Here is a 16,470-nt window from a genome sequence, read left to right as displayed (position 1 = left end):
GCTTGTAAGAAGATATATCCTTTTCTATTTCTTATAAATGAAATGAGATTATTATAAAGCAAGTACAATACGAGTTAAGGAAATACACGGAGACTCCTGCGGGAAAGCGAAGACAATGAGCCCCCGCAGTGATTGGGTTTCTCACGAAGAGGCTCATCGCGAGCCTGCGAAAGTGTAGTGTATTTCCGTAGCGGTAGCAGGGCACCGAAAATAATTTTTAGTTGAGTCGTGGTTTATGTCAACTATTAAATAAATTTCGCCATTTAAAAAAGCAACAGTCTTTTAGATAATTAAAACTTTACTATATGAATGTTCGAGTAAGGGGGAAAAATCATGGGGATACGTTTTTTACTTGGAAAAGCTGGAACTGGAAAAAGCGGTAGAACACTTGACGAAATTAAAGAAAAGTTAACCGTTAATCCACAAGGACCCCCAATATTTTATATTGTTCCAGATCAAATGACTTTTCAACAAGAATATACTTTATTTAGTGATAAAACGATTAAAGGTAGTATCCGTACGCAAGTATTCAGCTTCTCTCGTCTTGCGTGGCGTATTTTACAGGAAACTGGTGGAGGGACGAAACAATTTATTAGCTCAATCGGTGTTCAAATGATGCTCAGGAAAATCATTGAGGAGAAAGAGTCCGAATGGCATATTTTTCAAAAGGCGATGGAAAAGCAAGGATTCCTAGACCAACTGGAAAATATGATCACAGAATTTAAGCGCTACAGCATAACACCAGAAATGCTTCGTATGGAAATTGAACATATTAATCAGTTTATTCATAAGGAGACAGGTGAGGGAGCACTTACAAACAAATTAGAGGATCTAACCTATATATATGAAAAATTAGTATATGCACTACAAGATAAATATATTGATAGTGAAGATCAATTACAATTACTTGCTGAAAAGGTCAAAGATGCACCACTATTAAACGATGCGGAAATATATATTGATGGGTTTCACCGCTTTACACCGCAGGAGCTTAAAGTGGTGGAGGCTTTATTGAAAAAATGTAAACGAGTGACGGTTGCATTAACGGTGGACAATCCTGAAAACATAGCCATGCATGAGCTTGATTTATTTTATCAAACAAAAGAAACATACCATGTACTACGGACAATGGCACTGGAAAACAATATAGCCATAGAAGAAACGGTTCGTTTAGATCCTATAAATGGCAGATTTAAAGATCGGCCATATTTTGCCCATTTAGAGCAGTATTTTGACATTCGACCAGCACCAGTTTATGAAGGGGATGTGCCATTGCAGATTGCCGAAGCAGTGCATCCACGGGCTGAAGTTGAAGGTGCTGCACAGGAGATTATCCGGTTAGTTCGCGAAGAAAAATATCGTTATAGAGATATAGCAGTTTTTATTCGACAAACAGATAGTTACCATGATTTAATCGATACTATTTTTCGTGATTACAATATTCCTGTTTTTATTGATGAAAAACGGACAATGCTCAATCATTCGTTAATTGAGCTAATTCGTTCTGCATTAGACATTGCTGAAGGTAATTGGCGTTATGATGCTATTTTTCGTGTGTTAAAAACTGGGTTTATCCCATCAACAGATTCAAACTATCCTTTGACGAATGACGCCATCGATGAATTGGAAAATTATGTGCTCGAATACGGAATTCGCTCACGAGATCGTTGGACGAGTGATAAAAACTGGACTTTTAGACGATTCCGTGGGTTTGACCAAGCAGCCCAGACTGATTCTGAAAAACAAATAGAACAACGCATCAATGCTTATAGAAAGCAGGTTGTACAAGCCTTACAGCCGTTTGATGAACAAATAAGAAACGTCAGTACAGTTGAAGATATGTGCAGGGTACTTTACGAATGGCTGGAGAGTCTAGGCGCAGCTAAACGACTCGAGAAAATGCGGAAAGTATACGATGATGCGGGGCAAATTGAAAAAGGCCGTGAGCAAGAGCAAGTGTGGAATGCTGTCATTCAGTTGCTTGATGAAATGGTGGAAATAGCTGGCGAAGAAACAATGAAATTATCAACGTTTCGTTCGACGATGGACGCAGGATTTGATTCATTGAAGTTTTCCCATGTTCCACCAAGCATTGACCATGTCATTGTCGGAACAATTGATCGTTCGAGAATTAGTGGAATGAAATGTGCATTTTTACTAGGTGTCAATGATGGTGTATGGCCAATGAAGCCACCGTCCGATGGGATGATCAATGAACGTGAACGAGAAATTCTCGCCGGACATGGCATGCAATTGGCTGAAAGCAGTAAACGTAAGCTGCTTGATGATTGGTTTTATATGTATGTAGCCTTTACTGCAGCAAAAGATCGTCTTTGGATAAGCTATCCATTAAGTGATGAAGAGGGAAAGGCCAAAATGCCGTCTCAATTAATCAAACGAATTGAGGAATTATTCCCTAAATGCTGTGACCACTTGTTACTGCAGGATCCTGATGAACTAACTGAAGCAGATCGTTTTATTACTACTCCAGTAAAAACACGATCAGCACTTACGGCACAGCTTTCTCGTAACAGAAAGGGTTACCCTGTTCAACCAATCTGGTGGTACGTATTAAATTGGTATATGAACAATCAACCAAAATTCGGTACAACTTATACTATATTACAAAGCTTGTATTATCAAAATAAACCAATTAATCTATCAACCGAAACGACTGAGAAACTGTACCCGAAACAAGTAAAAGCAAGCGTATCCAGACTGGAAATGTATCACCGCTGTTCCTATCAACATTTTGCGAAATATAGTTTAGGTCTTGAAGAACGTAAAACATATAAGCTAGACGCACCAGATATTGGTCAGCTTTTTCATGAAGCATTGAAAAAAATAACGGAATGGATTCAGGAAGAAGGAAAGAACTTTGCGCAGCTGAATAAACTCGATACGGATAGCTATGCACATAAAGCAGTCACAGATTTAGCACCTATTTTACAGCATCAAATTTTACACAGCTCCAATCGTTACAAATACATTCAGCAGAAGCTGCAGGAAGTTATTGCCCGAGCAGCCTTTGTATTAAGTGAACAAGCAAGACAGAGTAATTTTTCTCCTGTTGGCTTGGAGCTTGGGTTTGGTGAAAACCAAACACTTTCACCTGTAACATTACATTTACCAAATGGATTTGAATTAATGCTTCGCGGGCGCATTGATCGTGTTGATAAAGCATTAAATGAGGAAGATTTATTTTTACGGATTATCGATTATAAATCAAGTGCCAAGGGGCTAAATCTTGTTGAAGTGTATTATGGACTTGCATTACAGATGCTTACTTATTTAGATGTTGTGCTCTCCCAATCTGAACAGTGGTTAGGCGTAAAAGCGACACCAGCTGGGGTACTATATTTCCATGTGCATAACCCAATGATTTCCGCCAAACAAAGAATGACTGATCAGGATATTGACTATGAAATTTTTAAAAAATATAAAATGCAAGGATTACTACTCTCGAATGAGGAAATCGTTAAAATGATGGACACATCGCTCAACTCGGGTTCAAGTCAAATTGTACCTGCAGGAGTAAAGAAAAATGGTGGTTTTTATAGCCATTCAAAAATAGCGGACAACGATACGTTTTCTAAGCTCCAAGATCACATACACCAGTTAATGGTGAATGCAGGTATTGATATGACTGCTGGTGGTGTACATTTAAATCCATATCAGCATAAGCAAAATATAGCATGTACGTTTTGTCCGTTCCATTCTGTTTGTCAATTTGATCCGATTCTTGAGGAAAACAATTATCGAAAACTTACAGATATGAGGGACGATGAGATATTGGATAAGCTCCGCGATGGGGAGGGAATGTAATGGTTAACTGGACAAAGGAACAAGCAGAAGCAATATATACAGATGGTAGTGACGTACTTGTTGCGGCGGCAGCTGGTTCTGGTAAGACCGCGGTACTAGTCGAGCGCATTATCCAGAAACTAATTAATAAAGACAATCCTGCTGATATCGATACATTACTCGTTGTTACGTTTACCAATGCAGCGGCACAGGAAATGCGTAATCGTGTTGGGTTAGCATTGGAAAAATCGTTAGCGGAAGATCCGTCTTCAACACATTTAAAGAAACAGTTATCCTTACTACAACGAGCATCTATTTCAACATTGCATTCGTTTTGTTTGGACGTTGTAAAACAATATGCCTATTTACTCGATATTGATCCTGGATTCAGAATTGCTAATGATATGGAAGCGGATCTGATTAAACAGGAAGTAATAGATGATTTATTTGAAGAATGGTATGGCAAAGAGGGCGAGGAGCAGGAACGCTTTTTTGCTGTCGTTGATCGTTTTTCGAATGATCGCAGTGATGTCGATGTAGAAAACTTAGTGCTTGATTTGTACACATTTGCAGTGCAGAATCCCTGGCCGGAACAATGGCTGGATAACCTAGCTGAAGTGTATAATATCCCAGATAATTGGACGGAGACGGAGTTGCCTTGGTTATCCATCATTAAGCGTGAAGTGAAAAGTCACTTTGATGCGATAAACGAAGAAATAACCCTCGCGTTAGACATAATAAGGGAAAGTGATGGACCGTATCATTATGCAGAAGCGATTGATTCTGATGCGGAGAACTTGCAAAATGCATTGGCACATCTCAATTCATGGGATGACCTACAAGCATATATGGCAACAAGTTCATTTGCAAAATTGTCTTCGAAAAAAATAGATTGCTCAGACGAGAAAAAAGCGAAAGTGAAAGTCTTAAGGGAAAGTTACAAAAAACGATGGAATGATATGAAGCAAGGATGGTTTACACGGGACTTAACGAATCACATTGAAGATATGCGGGAACTTGCACCTGTTATTAAACAACTAACTGAAATCGTGAAGGAGTTTAAAACACGATTTACTGAGCAAAAAAGGGAGAAGGCGATTGTCGATTTTTCCGACTTGGAACATTACTGTTTGCAGCTATTAATCGATGAGTCATCAACAGCAGATTCCCCAATTCCATCAAGTGTGGCACTTCATTACAGGAAGCAATTTACCGAATTGCTTGTTGATGAATATCAGGATACAAATCTTGTACAAGAAACGATTTTGACATTGATTAGTGATCAAACTGGTCCCGGTAATATGTTTATGGTTGGAGATGTGAAACAAAGTATATATCGTTTTCGCCATGCCGAACCGTCGCTTTTTATTCAGAAATATAAAAAGTTCGCCCAGGCCCAGCATCAGGCGAAACGAATTGATTTGGCCAGTAATTTTCGTAGCAGGAAACAGGTTTTAATTGGTGCCAATTATATTTTCAGACAGATTCTTGATGAGGATTTGGGTGAAATAAACTATGACAAAGATGCTGAATTAATCTATGCCAATAATATGTATGATTCGCAATCGCTTGCAGAAGCTGAACCAGAGTTATTAATTATTGATCGCGAGGCATCTGAGGAAAAAGAAGAGACGGCAGAGGAAGATGAAAATTATCAAGACTTAGAAAAAGCACAAATTGAAGCACGTGCATATGCCGATAAAATAAAACAGTGGATAGGTCAAAGTGAAAACACTCCGCTTCAAGTGGTTGATAAAGCAACCCAGGTACAGCGTGATATGCAATATCGTGACGTTGTTATCTTGCTCCGATCAATGACATGGGCTCCTACCATTGTCGATGAATTGAAAAAGCAAGGTATTCCAGTATATGCAGAATTATCGACTGGTTATTTTGAAGCAATTGAAGTAAAAATTATGCTGAGCTTTCTTAAAATTATTGATAACCCGAGACAGGATATTCCACTCGCATCCGTACTGCGTTCACCAATAGTGGGATTGAATGAAGAAGAGCTTGCACAAATTCGGCTTGCTGATAAATATCAAACGTTTTATGATGCATTGAAAAAATTTAAGCGGCAAAATACGGATGAAACAGCAGTTAAAGTAACTAATTTTCTAGAACAGCTTGACAGTTTTCGTCTTGCTTCAAGACAAGGGGCATTATCTGAGTTAATCTGGCAAATTTACCGCGAAACCGGCTACTATGATTTTGTCGGTGGAATGCCAGGAGGACGTCAGCGCCAGGCAAACTTACGAGCACTGTATGATCGTGCACGTGGATATGAGACAACATCATTCCGTGGATTATTCCGCTTCCTTCGGTTTATTGAGCGAATGGAAGAGCGTGGAGAGGATCTCGGAGCAGCGAGAGCCTTAAGTGAACAAGAAGACGTTGTACGTATTATGACCATTCATAAAAGTAAGGGGCTTGAATTCCCTGTCGTCATTTTAGGTGCTATGGATAAACAGTTTAATCTGCAGGATTTAAATCAACGATATTTATTGCATAAAGATCTTGGCTTTGCAAGTAAATATATTGATCCAATTAAACGAATCACGTACCCTACACTGCTGTTTCATGCATTTCGTGAAGAAAAACTACGTGAACTTTTAGCGGAAGAAATGCGCGTCTTATATGTTGCATTGACGAGGGCAAAAGAAAAATTGGTTATGGTAGGAAGTGTCGCTTCGTTTGAAAAGAAACGAGAGAAATGGCAAACGATGATTGACCATTCTGAGTGGATACTACCAGCACATTTTCGAATTAAATCGAAGACATATTTAGATTGGGTCGGACCTGCATTAATCCGCCATAAATCGAATGAAGCTTTACGAACAGAAGGAATGAGCGATGCAGTATTGGATGAGATTCAGTTGGATCCATCCGAATGGAAGGTCATAGTTGCTCATGCCAGTGAATATGCAAATTTGGATGAAGTGACTTCAGAGGTTGATGCTGAACTTAAAGAAAACATTGTCAATTGGCAGCCATTAGCACTAGACGACGATGTACTTACGGATAAGGTTAATAGAAGACTTTCATATCAATATCCATTTCAACAAGCAGCATTCTCACGTGCGAAGCAATCTGTAACGGAAATCAAACGACAACGTGAATTAAAAGATGAGTATAGTGCAGATCAACTTGTACAATCATTCCAGCCACCAATTGTAAAACGGCCACAATTCATGCAAAAGGAAAAGACAGTATCAGCAGCAGAACGTGGAACTGCTATGCATACTGTAATGCAGCATATTCCATTAACAAAGCCGCTAGATAGGATGAAAATACAAGAATTTATTGAGTCGTTGGTTGAACGAGAGATACTTACACGTCTTGAAGCAGACATTATCGATGTACATGCAATCGAACAATTTTTCACAACCGAAATTGCTCAGTCTATGATGGAGGCACCAACTATTTACCGTGAAGTACCTTTTAGCATAACGTTACCAGCTAACCAAGTTTATGCATCTTGGACTAGTGATACCAATGAACAGGTATTGGTTCAAGGTGTTATTGACTGTCTTATTCCAAAAGATGATGGTTGGATTATCTTAGATTACAAAACAGACGCGATTCCGGATGAAGTTACAGATCAGGTTAGATCAAAGCTTGCTAAGCGATATGAAACCCAGTTAAACCTATACCGTCATGCCATTGAAAGTATTTGGCATAAACCGGTGAAGGAAACATATCTTTATTTCTTCGCAAAACAATTAGTTTTACCATTACCTTAGTTTTTTGTGACAATTTTATTGCATTTAATAATAGTTATTCATTCATGGAGAAAATCCCTATGTGACAAGGTTTTTTCTCCATTTTTTTATGCAATAAATTAGCCGATATCGTGTTTTTCTCAAAGGGTGTAATTAAAATCACAGGTTCATGTGATTTATTTCACTACTCGTAACTTACATTGGCACTATGCTATAGAGGAAATAAGATAAGGGAGGTTGGTGTTAATGGAGGGAACAAATAGATCAATGAAGCAGGTAGATGAATCTAACGAAAAGTCATTGAAAGGAACGCTTATATCAGTTGGATTCGTAGGAGCAGTTATCGTGATTATGTGGGTGGCAGTATTTAGTTTATATATGTCAAGGATTTAGGGAGGGTATGAATATGCATCGCTTAGAAGAAATGTGGATTGCAATAAGCTCCGGTATTTTAGTCATTTTTATGATTATAGTTGGTTATCAAACATTTGCACTTGGTATGGGGCCACCAAGTAATAAAGAAATAATCGATCCGCAAAAAGTAGATCAGACTGCGCCTTTTGATGAACCTGGTATTACAAAAATTGGCGAAAATGAATATGAAGTTGTTATGACATTGCAAACATTCGGCTTTAATCCAAATAATATTGAAATTCCGGCGGGTGCGGAGGTTCACTTCATTATGACATCAAAAGACGTGACACATGGTTTCCAAATTGCTGGGACAAATATTAATGCTATGGTTATGCCAGGTCATATTCAAAGGATTTCACACACATTTGATAAACCAGGTGAGTATTTAGTGTTATGTAATGAATATTGCGGAACTGGGCATCAATTAATGTCCACTACAATTGTTGTGAAGTAAAGGAGGGACAGATAAATGAAAGAATTATCAGCACTAAGCTTACAACAAAAGACAATAAAAGCATTAGGTGTAAATACAAAAGATGCAAAGATATCATTATCCTATTTGTCAGTAGCATTTGCAACGTTACTTATTGGTGGAATATTAGGTTTAGTCCAAGGGCTGCAGCGGGCGGGACTTCTAGAATTACCGCCATGGTTAAATTATTATCAAGTATTAACAGCACATGGAATTTTATTGTTACTAGTATTTTCTACTACATTTACAATTGGTTACCAATATGCGAATCTTTCCCATTCATTAGGAGGGCTTCTGCCAAAGGTTAGAAAACTTGCTTGGAGTGGCTTCTCTCTCATGATAATTGGGGTAATATTAGTAGTTACAATGATTGTATTAAATGAAGCATCGGTATTGTACACATTTTATCCGCCGTTAGCAGCACATCCAATATTTTATGTTGGATTAGTATTTGTGGTACTAGGTATCCTGGCTTGCTGCTTCGGAGTATTCATTAATTACCGTCATTGGAGAAAGACACACCCAGGTCAAACAACTCCATTATTAGCATTTTTCGCTATGGGTGTTTTCGTATTATGGTTTTTCGCAAGTATCGGTGTAACAATTGAGGTGCTAACACTTATCCCTTGGTCAATGGGAATTGTTGAGACAACGAATGTTATGGTCGATCGTACATTATTTTGGTGGTTTGGCCACACATTAGTAAATATTTGGTACCTTGTAGCAACTTCTGCATGGTATGTAATTGTACCAAAAATTATTGGTGGACGACATTTTAATGAAAAATTAATTCGTCTTGTTGTTATATTACTTGTAATTTTAAATATTCCTGGTGGGTTTCATCATCAGATCATTGATCCAGCAATCTCAGAGTCAATTAAATTTCTGCATGTATTTATGAGTCTATCTATCGCTGTTCCTTCATTAATGACAGCATTTGCCATGTTTGCTGTATTTGAACGTGCGGGAAGGAAAAAAGGCGGTAAAGGCTTGCTGGGATGGATTACGAAATTACCTTGGGGAGATGTTCGTTTCTTAGCACCAATGATTGCCATGATTTCCTTTATCCCCGGTGGTGCCGGTGGAATTGTCAACACGAGTAACCAGATGAATCAGGTTATTCATAATACGATGTGGGTTGTAGGTCATTTTCATGTAACAGTAGGTATGTCAGTTGTTATGACATTTTTCGGAATTTGTTATTGGCTAATTCCATATTTAACCAAACGTAAGCTTACACCACAAATGAATAGATTAGGAGTTATTCAAACAATTATATGGACCGTTGGCATGATTCTTATGGCGGGTTCACAGCATTTAGTAGGGCTGCTAGGTGACCCACGCCGTACGTCCTTTACAACATATGGAGATCACCCAAGAGCATTAAGCTGGATACCATATGAATATGTAATGGGTATCGGAGCATCTTTATTACTTTTAGGTGTCATTATACAAGTTTATGCAGTTATTAATATGATGTTCTTTGCACCAAAAGGAGAAACGACATTTCCGGTTGCCGAACCAGAGGATAACGCACTACCAGCACCAATGTGGACAGAGCGTTGGGGGCTATGGAGCGTATTACTACTAATGGTTGTTGCAATGGCATATGTTGTGCCAATAGTAGACATGATTGTTAATGCACCTCCAGGATCACCGCCAATTAAGACATGGTAGACAGAGTTCGGGAGTCGGATAGGAACAACTCAATTCTGACTTCCGAATTCTATCATTTAGCATTTGCTAAGGGATGGTGATTATTATGATTAAAAATAATCAAAATACACTAGCAATTATCGTTGTGATTTTATTTGGTAGCATATTGTTTTATGTTGAAACTGATGGATTTAGAGCATATACAGCGGAAAGCGCAAGAACGTATGAACTATTACAAGATAAACCGAAGTTTCCATCTGTAACATTGGAGGATAGTCAAGAGAGAACCTATACGTTTAAGGAATTTGGTAATGATAAATATGTATTTCTTACATTTATGTATACAAGCTGTAAAACGGTATGTCCACAATTAGAAATGAACATGGCTCAAGTTTATGACTTGATACCACGTAAATATATGGGTGAGGATATCGTCTTCTTAAGTATTAGCTTTGATCCAGCAAGAGATAACCCTAAAATATTAGCAAAATATAGAACGTATTTTGGTAGTGATGGAGAAACATGGCGTATGGCACGCATTACGGATCAAGCTGAATTAGACACGTTGCTGAAGGAGCTTGGTGTTATTGTTATCCCAGATGGAAACGGAAATTTCACGCATAATACCGCATTTTATTTGATAGGGAAAAAAGGTCATTTACAAGAAATGATGGACTTTACGAAAATTAAGGAAACTGCTAGTAAGGTTGTATCTATTCTTGAAAACGAAGCGGGGGATTAATTTATGAAACAATTCATTTATGGTTTGCTGTTATTTGTTTTCTTAACTCTTCCTCCAGTTGCAACGTTGTTAGAATCAATCATGATTATCCATATGCATTTGCAAATGCCGCTGTTGATTTTTTCTGGATTTCTAATGGCACGTTTCTTTAAAGTTCGTTTTCCTGCGTTTTTCTACAAGTGGAATAGGAATGGGATTCCTGGGATCTTACTATTTTCTATTATCCTCGTATACTGGATGATTCCGCGTACAATGGATGAAGCATTAACAGTGTACGCATCAGAAATATTTAAATTTATTAGTTTACCATTCTTAGCAGGGATACCGTTAAGGGATAGTTGGAGAAAACTAGGATCGGTAAGCAAGAACATCGTTTTTCTCATTTTTATAATACTGTTTATTTTAATGGGATGGCTATTTATTGGAGTGGATGATCAAATATGCAATAACTACTTGAGAGTTGACCAAATAACGCTCGGTTGGGGATACGTGACGCTGGCAGCATGTATGATTATTTATATTGTACAATTGATTTTCGGTGATCAATCGGAATTTGAATAAATAGCAAGATTTGTGGTTAAAGAATATAAACTTACTAAAGGCATCGCATTCTGGTGCCTTTAGTAAGTTATGATATACAATAAAACATCATAACAGAGTGAATTCTTATATATTAATTGGTTTTACAAATTAGAAGTCCTTTTTTGAAATTCAATGATTGCCTCACTAAGTAACTCCTTATTAAAATCTGGAAAATAGAAGTCAGAAAAGTAAAATTCTGATTTAGAAGATTGCCATAAAAGAAAATTACTCACTCTTTTTTCTCCACCAGTTCGTATAATTAATTCTGGATCAGGTAGTCCCTTTGTATATAAAAAATGTTGTACTAATTCTTCATTTACGTTATTTAATTCAATTCTCTTATTTTGCACATTTTCAATTATTTTACGTATCGCTTGTAAAATATCATCTCTTCCACCATAATTAAATGCAAAATTAACAATGATTCCATCATTATTCTTAGTTTCTTCAACCGCTTTACTAACTGCTTTTTTTGTTGGCCTTGGAAGGGCTGAAATATTTCCTGAAATAAGTATTTTAATATTTCTTTTCATAAATTCAGGTAATTTTTTATTAAAAAATTTTACTGGTAGCTTCATTAAATAATTAACTTCTTCTTTAGGTCTTGTCCAGTTCTCTGAAGAAAAAGCATATAGGGTTAGTATTTTTATGTCTAATTCCATACTTGCGTCGATAATTTTTTGCATGGTTTGAGCACCAGCAAAATGACCCTCACTTCGGGTAAGCCCCCTAGCTTTTCCCCAACGGCCATTTCCATCCATCATTATTGCAACATGTTTAGGAATATATGAATTCATAGTAACCTCCCTGATTTAAAAAAGATTATTAGTAAGCAAGCTTCGAAATAATTATTAAACCATGTAGTCATAAAGCATTTCACTATTTAATGTAGCTATATCATATGATAAATTTTATCGTTTTGCAATAAATTATTATTCTTTAACATAAAATTTAGAGCGTAAATACTGTCATAGAAAATGACTATCAAATAAATATTGATAGTCATTTCCATTGATTATTCCTGTTTATAATTGTTGCGTAACAAACATTAAGCGTTTGCAGTTACATTCTGATCATTGACGTCTGGATCAATTGGGTTCGTTGAGCTTAGACCAGTATTTGTACAAATAAAGTCACCAGTATTCAATGATCCGGATCCAGCACTGGTTTTAGAAGTGCTTTTTGGAGATAAGTAGAAGGAATCGCCAAAGTTAACGACTCCACCACCAATACTATTTATTTTTAACGGTCCAACAATAGACGGCATTTTTACACCTTCTTCAAGAATTTATTTCTTAGAATAAGATATGATTGATTTATTTCTTTGTGTGGGATTCATTATTTCTTAGTATACGGAAATGTTTCAATCGTGCTTCAGCGCATATTTTATCAATACTTCCAACTTGACAGATCGATGAGCTACCTATTCCAATGAATGATGCATATTCCATATTTATATTTGGTTCGTGATGATGGATGTGCTGGCGAACATGCTTCGCTTTTTTTGGCCATGTTGCCTTTCTGCTAAATAAATCATAGTTTTTAAATTGTACTTCATCCTTTTTCGTGAAAATTGCACCTTCTTTTTGTACTGCAATTCCTCGGGATTTCGGCCCTGCATATGCTGTATCACCGATTGAAAGGATGGAGCTAAATGAGGCGGAATTTACTTTAATGTAATTAACATTTACGTTTCGCTTTTCCATCAAATCCTCCTACAATTTCTCTAAATATGTGGCTTATGGAGCTAACGGAACGATATTACCAACTGTAAACGCTTCAGGTGGAGTATCAAAAAAAGATGATAAAGTCATTTCGTCATTATCTCCTATAAGAAAAATAGATGAGGCAGATAGGGCGTCTATACATACATTACCTACGTTTAATCCCCAATTATGAACTTCTATATTCATTCTTCCTCTCCTTTTTGTTCATTTTTTTGCATATATTTTAAAAGAGATTGATAGATTTCATTTTTAATTTGATCTGTTATATAGGTCTGTAATGATTCTTCAGACCGCATCCCCCTCTTGTTTTTGGCTTCTTGTTCATAAAAAGCTATTCGATGGGGAAGTTGCTTTTCAATATCATCTAAAAGCATTGATTGAAATGCATTGTCCACAGGCTTATTATATTGAGTTGCTAAATCACGGATCATAGATGGCCCTGTTTGCTGCAAATACTGACTTAGGTCCGATTGTAACTGTTGTTTCATCGGAGGTTGATAGTTAGGTTGATTTTCCTTTGGAACCCCTAAATCCTCGATATTTGCCAAATCACTCGGTGAAAGACCGATGTGTAGTGTCCCATCTAAATTTTCTATCTTTAACTGATCAAAATGGTATTCGATTTTTTCTATTGTATTTGTATTTTTGTCCCGAATGTCCTGTTCTAGCTGAGTTACTCTTGATTTTAATTGGTTTATTTCTTGATCCTGTTTCTGAATATACTGGTGAAGATCATAAACATAATTGGTCCATTCATTTCCATTCATAAAAAGAGTCCCCCTTCATACTAGGCAAAGACCTATGATTAGTGTATGTGTAAATGAAAAAATGGTGCTATTATTGGGCTGATTGTGATAGTGGGATCATGGGAGGGGGCTGTTGACCCAAAGGCACAGCTTCTTCTGCAGGCTCTGTATACCCTCCTGTGTTGTATATATCAGACTGGGCTTGGATACTGCCGGTGCTGCCGATCTGTAAAACAGAAGAGTTGGTTATCGCACCAATTTTTATCATATATATACTGATGGATTGATGAATTGTAATACTCATGTCAAATTCACTCCGTTACGTTACTGGTTGGTCAACTTTGTCTTTGTCATAAACATACGTATTAGAATTTGCAAGTTCAATATGAATTCCATCGCCCGTATTAAAGGAGCCACCACCAGCATAGGTTTTTGCGGAGCTCTCAGGGCACATGGAATATACATCTCCAATGTTGAAAATGCTTGATGATGCGACTGTGATGACTTTAACTGCTCCTACTTTTGCTGGCATAACAATTCCTCCTTCGTATGTAGTTTATGTGAATGCACTAATTTGTTGAAGGTATCTGAAGGAAAAATTCAAACTGCTGTAGAAATTATAAAGAGTATCTATTTTTGGAGGAAGTGAACTTCATGGAAAAAGCTTCACCTTTAAAAGAATCCGAACGCTTAACATGGATTGATGCAGCACGAGGCTTTGCTATTTTTGGAATATTTATTGTTAATATCGGCATATTTTCCGCGCCTTATTTTTTTTACGGTGGGGCAGAAGATGCATGGACAGAACCTGTTGATCAATTCACACAGACTGTAAAAGATATCTTCTTTCAGGCAAGCTTTTATACACTATTTTCGATATTATTTGGGTTTGGTTTTCAAATAATGAAGGAACGGTTGGTGTTAAAACATATTGATGTGCATCCGTTAATGTTTAGAAGACTATTTATATTAATTTGTTTCGGTTTCATTCATGCGTTTTTCGTTTGGAGTGGGGACATTTTATTATCATATGGTATGTTTGGATTATTGTTGATAGCATTCCTAAATCGCTCGGATAAAACTTTGTTGATATGGGCTTTCCTATTATTAGGGGGGGTTGTTTTTTATGTTTCCAAGCTATTATACGAGGTAAGGTTCTACCTGCAAGATTATGATGTTGGGGCAATTTATCTTGCAAAAATGCATTATCGAAGTGATGATCTGTCTGTTATTTTGAAGCAAAATGCAAATGACTGGTTTTATGCAAATAGAATTTTCTCGGGCTTTCTTTCACTTACAACGTTGCTACCTTTATTCTTACTTGGGATGTATATTGCTAGAAAGCGGTGGTTACACACGCCTAGTAAAAATAAGCGGATAGTAAAAATAGGCTGGTCTGTTAGTTTAATCGTTTTCGTTTTCTTAAAAATGGGTCCTTATTTATACGGAAATCCAGAATGGTTCTACTTTATTCAGGATAATGTTGGTGGAGCCGCATCAGCACTATTTTATTTATTTTCAATAACATTATTAGCAACTGGCAAGCTCGGGAACAAAATTATAAAACCATTCACATATGTTGGTCGAATGTCATTAACAAACTATATCTTACAGTCGGTGATTAGTTTCTTTTTGTTTTACGGGGTAGGTTTAGGGTGGTATGGATCTGTTACGCCGTCTGTAAGTATCGGTATTGTAGTACTGATTTTCGTAGTGCAAATTTTACTAAGCAAATGGTGGCTCTCCCAGTTTCGTTTTGGGCCATTGGAATGGATATGGCGAAGTCTTACCTATTTAAAAATACAGCCGTTTCGAACAAGAGAGGTTGAAAATAAATAAGTATAAGATTATGGATAGAAATATGTTATTATGAAAGAGTCTAAAAATTCATTGACTTAATTTTAGGCAATATTTGTTAAGGGAGGCGTTCATTATGACAAACAAAAGAATTTATATCGTTACTAAACTTAAGGGGATAGCGCCTAATTAACAAAGTTGTTTAGCGTTTCCCCAAATTTTGAAAGGGGAAAATAATGCGTACATGTAATGTAAAAATTGTAGAGTTAAATGCAGAAAACTGGTACGAATGCTGTGAATTAGAGGTATCAACAGAACAAGCAAAATACATGGAATCAAATACTATTTCAATAGCACAATCCAAGTTTGAACCAACATTAAGACCATATGCTATCTATTTTGAAGAAAAAGTAGTTGGTTTTTTAATGTTTAATTCAGTAGAAGAGGAACTTGAAGGTTATTGGGTTTACAGAATAATGGTTGATAAGGAATTCCAAGGCAAGGGTATTGGTAAGGCAGCAACTAAACTAATGATCACAGAGATGTCTAAATTACCAAATGCTAAAATTGTTGTAGGCTATTATCCGGAAAATATAGGAGCTCATAATCTATATAAAAGTTTGGGATTTGTGGATAATGGTGATAGGTTTGGTAAAGAAATGGCGGTTGTGAAATATATAAATTAGTAATTTGATTGTTTTTAATACGCTCGTTACCTTGACTTAAGGTTTAAGTTATAAATCCCTAAATTTTATAATAAAAATGACCATCAGATTTTAATATAAATTGATGGTCATTTTATTTTAAG

At 36.7% G+C, this 16,470-nt stretch carries 16 protein-coding genes; 9 read left to right on the top strand and 7 right to left on the bottom strand.

From position 1 onward, the window contains the following. Nucleotides 1–333: 333 nt before the first annotated feature. The 7 genes from addB (at nt 334) to CS937_RS04350 (ending at nt 11,371) form a co-directional block, all read left to right on the top strand. Nucleotides 334–3,825 (top strand): helicase-exonuclease AddAB subunit AddB, encoded by a 3,492-nt coding sequence (gene addB, locus CS937_RS04380; protein WP_099157244.1) that lies wholly within the window; start codon nt 334–336, stop codon nt 3,823–3,825. Next, entirely contained in the window at nt 3,825–7,547 is a 3,723-nt protein-coding gene (gene addA / locus CS937_RS04375) for a helicase-exonuclease AddAB subunit AddA (RefSeq protein ID WP_099157243.1), read from the top strand. The genes addB and addA overlap by 1 nt, the downstream gene beginning before the upstream one ends. 225 nt (nt 7,548–7,772) lie before the next feature. Then, nucleotides 7,773–7,919, top strand: coding sequence for a cytochrome c oxidase subunit 2A (locus CS937_RS04370; protein ID WP_342748192.1), 147 nt, complete (start codon nt 7,773–7,775; stop codon nt 7,917–7,919). 7 nt (nt 7,920–7,926) lie between these two features. Beyond that, complete coding sequence (locus tag CS937_RS04365; RefSeq protein WP_099157242.1) at nt 7,927–8,394, top strand: cytochrome c oxidase subunit II; 468 nt, start codon at nt 7,927–7,929, stop codon at nt 8,392–8,394. A 15-nt stretch (nt 8,395–8,409) separates the two neighbouring features. Beyond that, on the top strand, nt 8,410–10,089 hold the full coding sequence (locus CS937_RS04360; RefSeq protein ID WP_099157241.1) for a cbb3-type cytochrome c oxidase subunit I: 1,680 nt from the start codon (nt 8,410–8,412) through the stop codon (nt 10,087–10,089). Between the two features lie 85 nt (nt 10,090–10,174). Further along, nucleotides 10,175–10,810: an SCO family protein gene (locus CS937_RS04355; RefSeq protein WP_099157240.1), complete on the top strand. Its 636-nt coding sequence runs from the start codon at nt 10,175–10,177 to the stop codon at nt 10,808–10,810. A 3-nt stretch (nt 10,811–10,813) separates the two neighbouring features. Then, nucleotides 10,814–11,371 carry a hypothetical protein gene (locus CS937_RS04350; protein ID WP_099157239.1) on the top strand — a complete coding sequence of 186 codons (558 nt, stop codon included), beginning with the start codon at nt 10,814–10,816 and terminating at the stop codon, nt 11,369–11,371. Between the two features lie 122 nt (nt 11,372–11,493). Here CS937_RS04350 and CS937_RS04345 read toward each other — a convergent pair whose 3' ends face one another. From CS937_RS04345 to CS937_RS04315, 7 genes are all read right to left on the bottom strand, one after another. Next, on the bottom strand, nt 11,494–12,189 hold the full coding sequence (locus CS937_RS04345; RefSeq protein WP_099157238.1) for an undecaprenyl pyrophosphate synthase: 696 nt from the start codon (nt 12,187–12,189) through the stop codon (nt 11,494–11,496). A 251-nt stretch (nt 12,190–12,440) separates the two neighbouring features. Further along, nucleotides 12,441–12,659, bottom strand: coding sequence for a spore germination protein (locus tag CS937_RS04340; RefSeq protein ID WP_099157237.1), 219 nt, complete (start codon nt 12,657–12,659; stop codon nt 12,441–12,443). A gap of 49 nt (nt 12,660–12,708) precedes the next feature. Beyond that, complete coding sequence (locus tag CS937_RS04335) at nt 12,709–13,098, bottom strand: spore germination protein GerPE (protein ID WP_099157236.1); 390 nt, start codon at nt 13,096–13,098, stop codon at nt 12,709–12,711. Between the two features lie 33 nt (nt 13,099–13,131). Then, on the bottom strand, nt 13,132–13,305 hold the full coding sequence (locus CS937_RS04330) for a spore gernimation protein GerPD (protein ID WP_099157235.1): 174 nt from the start codon (nt 13,303–13,305) through the stop codon (nt 13,132–13,134). Further along, a complete protein-coding gene (gene gerPC / locus CS937_RS04325; protein ID WP_099157234.1) occupies nt 13,302–13,886 on the bottom strand; it encodes a spore germination protein GerPC in 585 nt (194 codons plus the stop codon). The genes CS937_RS04330 and gerPC overlap by 4 nt, the downstream gene beginning before the upstream one ends. A 70-nt stretch (nt 13,887–13,956) precedes the next feature. Then, nucleotides 13,957–14,169, bottom strand: a complete 213-nt coding sequence (locus CS937_RS04320; RefSeq protein WP_099157233.1) for a spore germination protein GerPB — start codon at nt 14,167–14,169, stop codon at nt 13,957–13,959. Between the two features lie 15 nt (nt 14,170–14,184). Continuing rightward, on the bottom strand, nt 14,185–14,397 hold the full coding sequence (locus tag CS937_RS04315; protein WP_099157232.1) for a spore germination protein: 213 nt from the start codon (nt 14,395–14,397) through the stop codon (nt 14,185–14,187). A 122-nt stretch (nt 14,398–14,519) separates the two neighbouring features. Between CS937_RS04315 and CS937_RS04310 the strand changes: the two genes are divergently transcribed. Then, nucleotides 14,520–15,704, top strand: coding sequence for a DUF418 domain-containing protein (locus CS937_RS04310; RefSeq protein WP_099157231.1), 1,185 nt, complete (start codon nt 14,520–14,522; stop codon nt 15,702–15,704). A 194-nt stretch (nt 15,705–15,898) separates the two neighbouring features. Then, nucleotides 15,899–16,348 (top strand): GNAT family N-acetyltransferase, encoded by a 450-nt coding sequence (locus tag CS937_RS04305; protein ID WP_099157230.1) that lies wholly within the window; start codon nt 15,899–15,901, stop codon nt 16,346–16,348. Nucleotides 16,349–16,470 lie beyond the last annotated feature (122 nt).

This window comes from Virgibacillus ndiopensis (assembly GCF_900187325.1).
Classification (GTDB): Bacteria; Bacillota; Bacilli; order Bacillales; family Amphibacillaceae; genus Virgibacillus_E; species Virgibacillus_E ndiopensis.
This window is presented reverse-complemented; position numbering and strand designations above follow the sequence as displayed.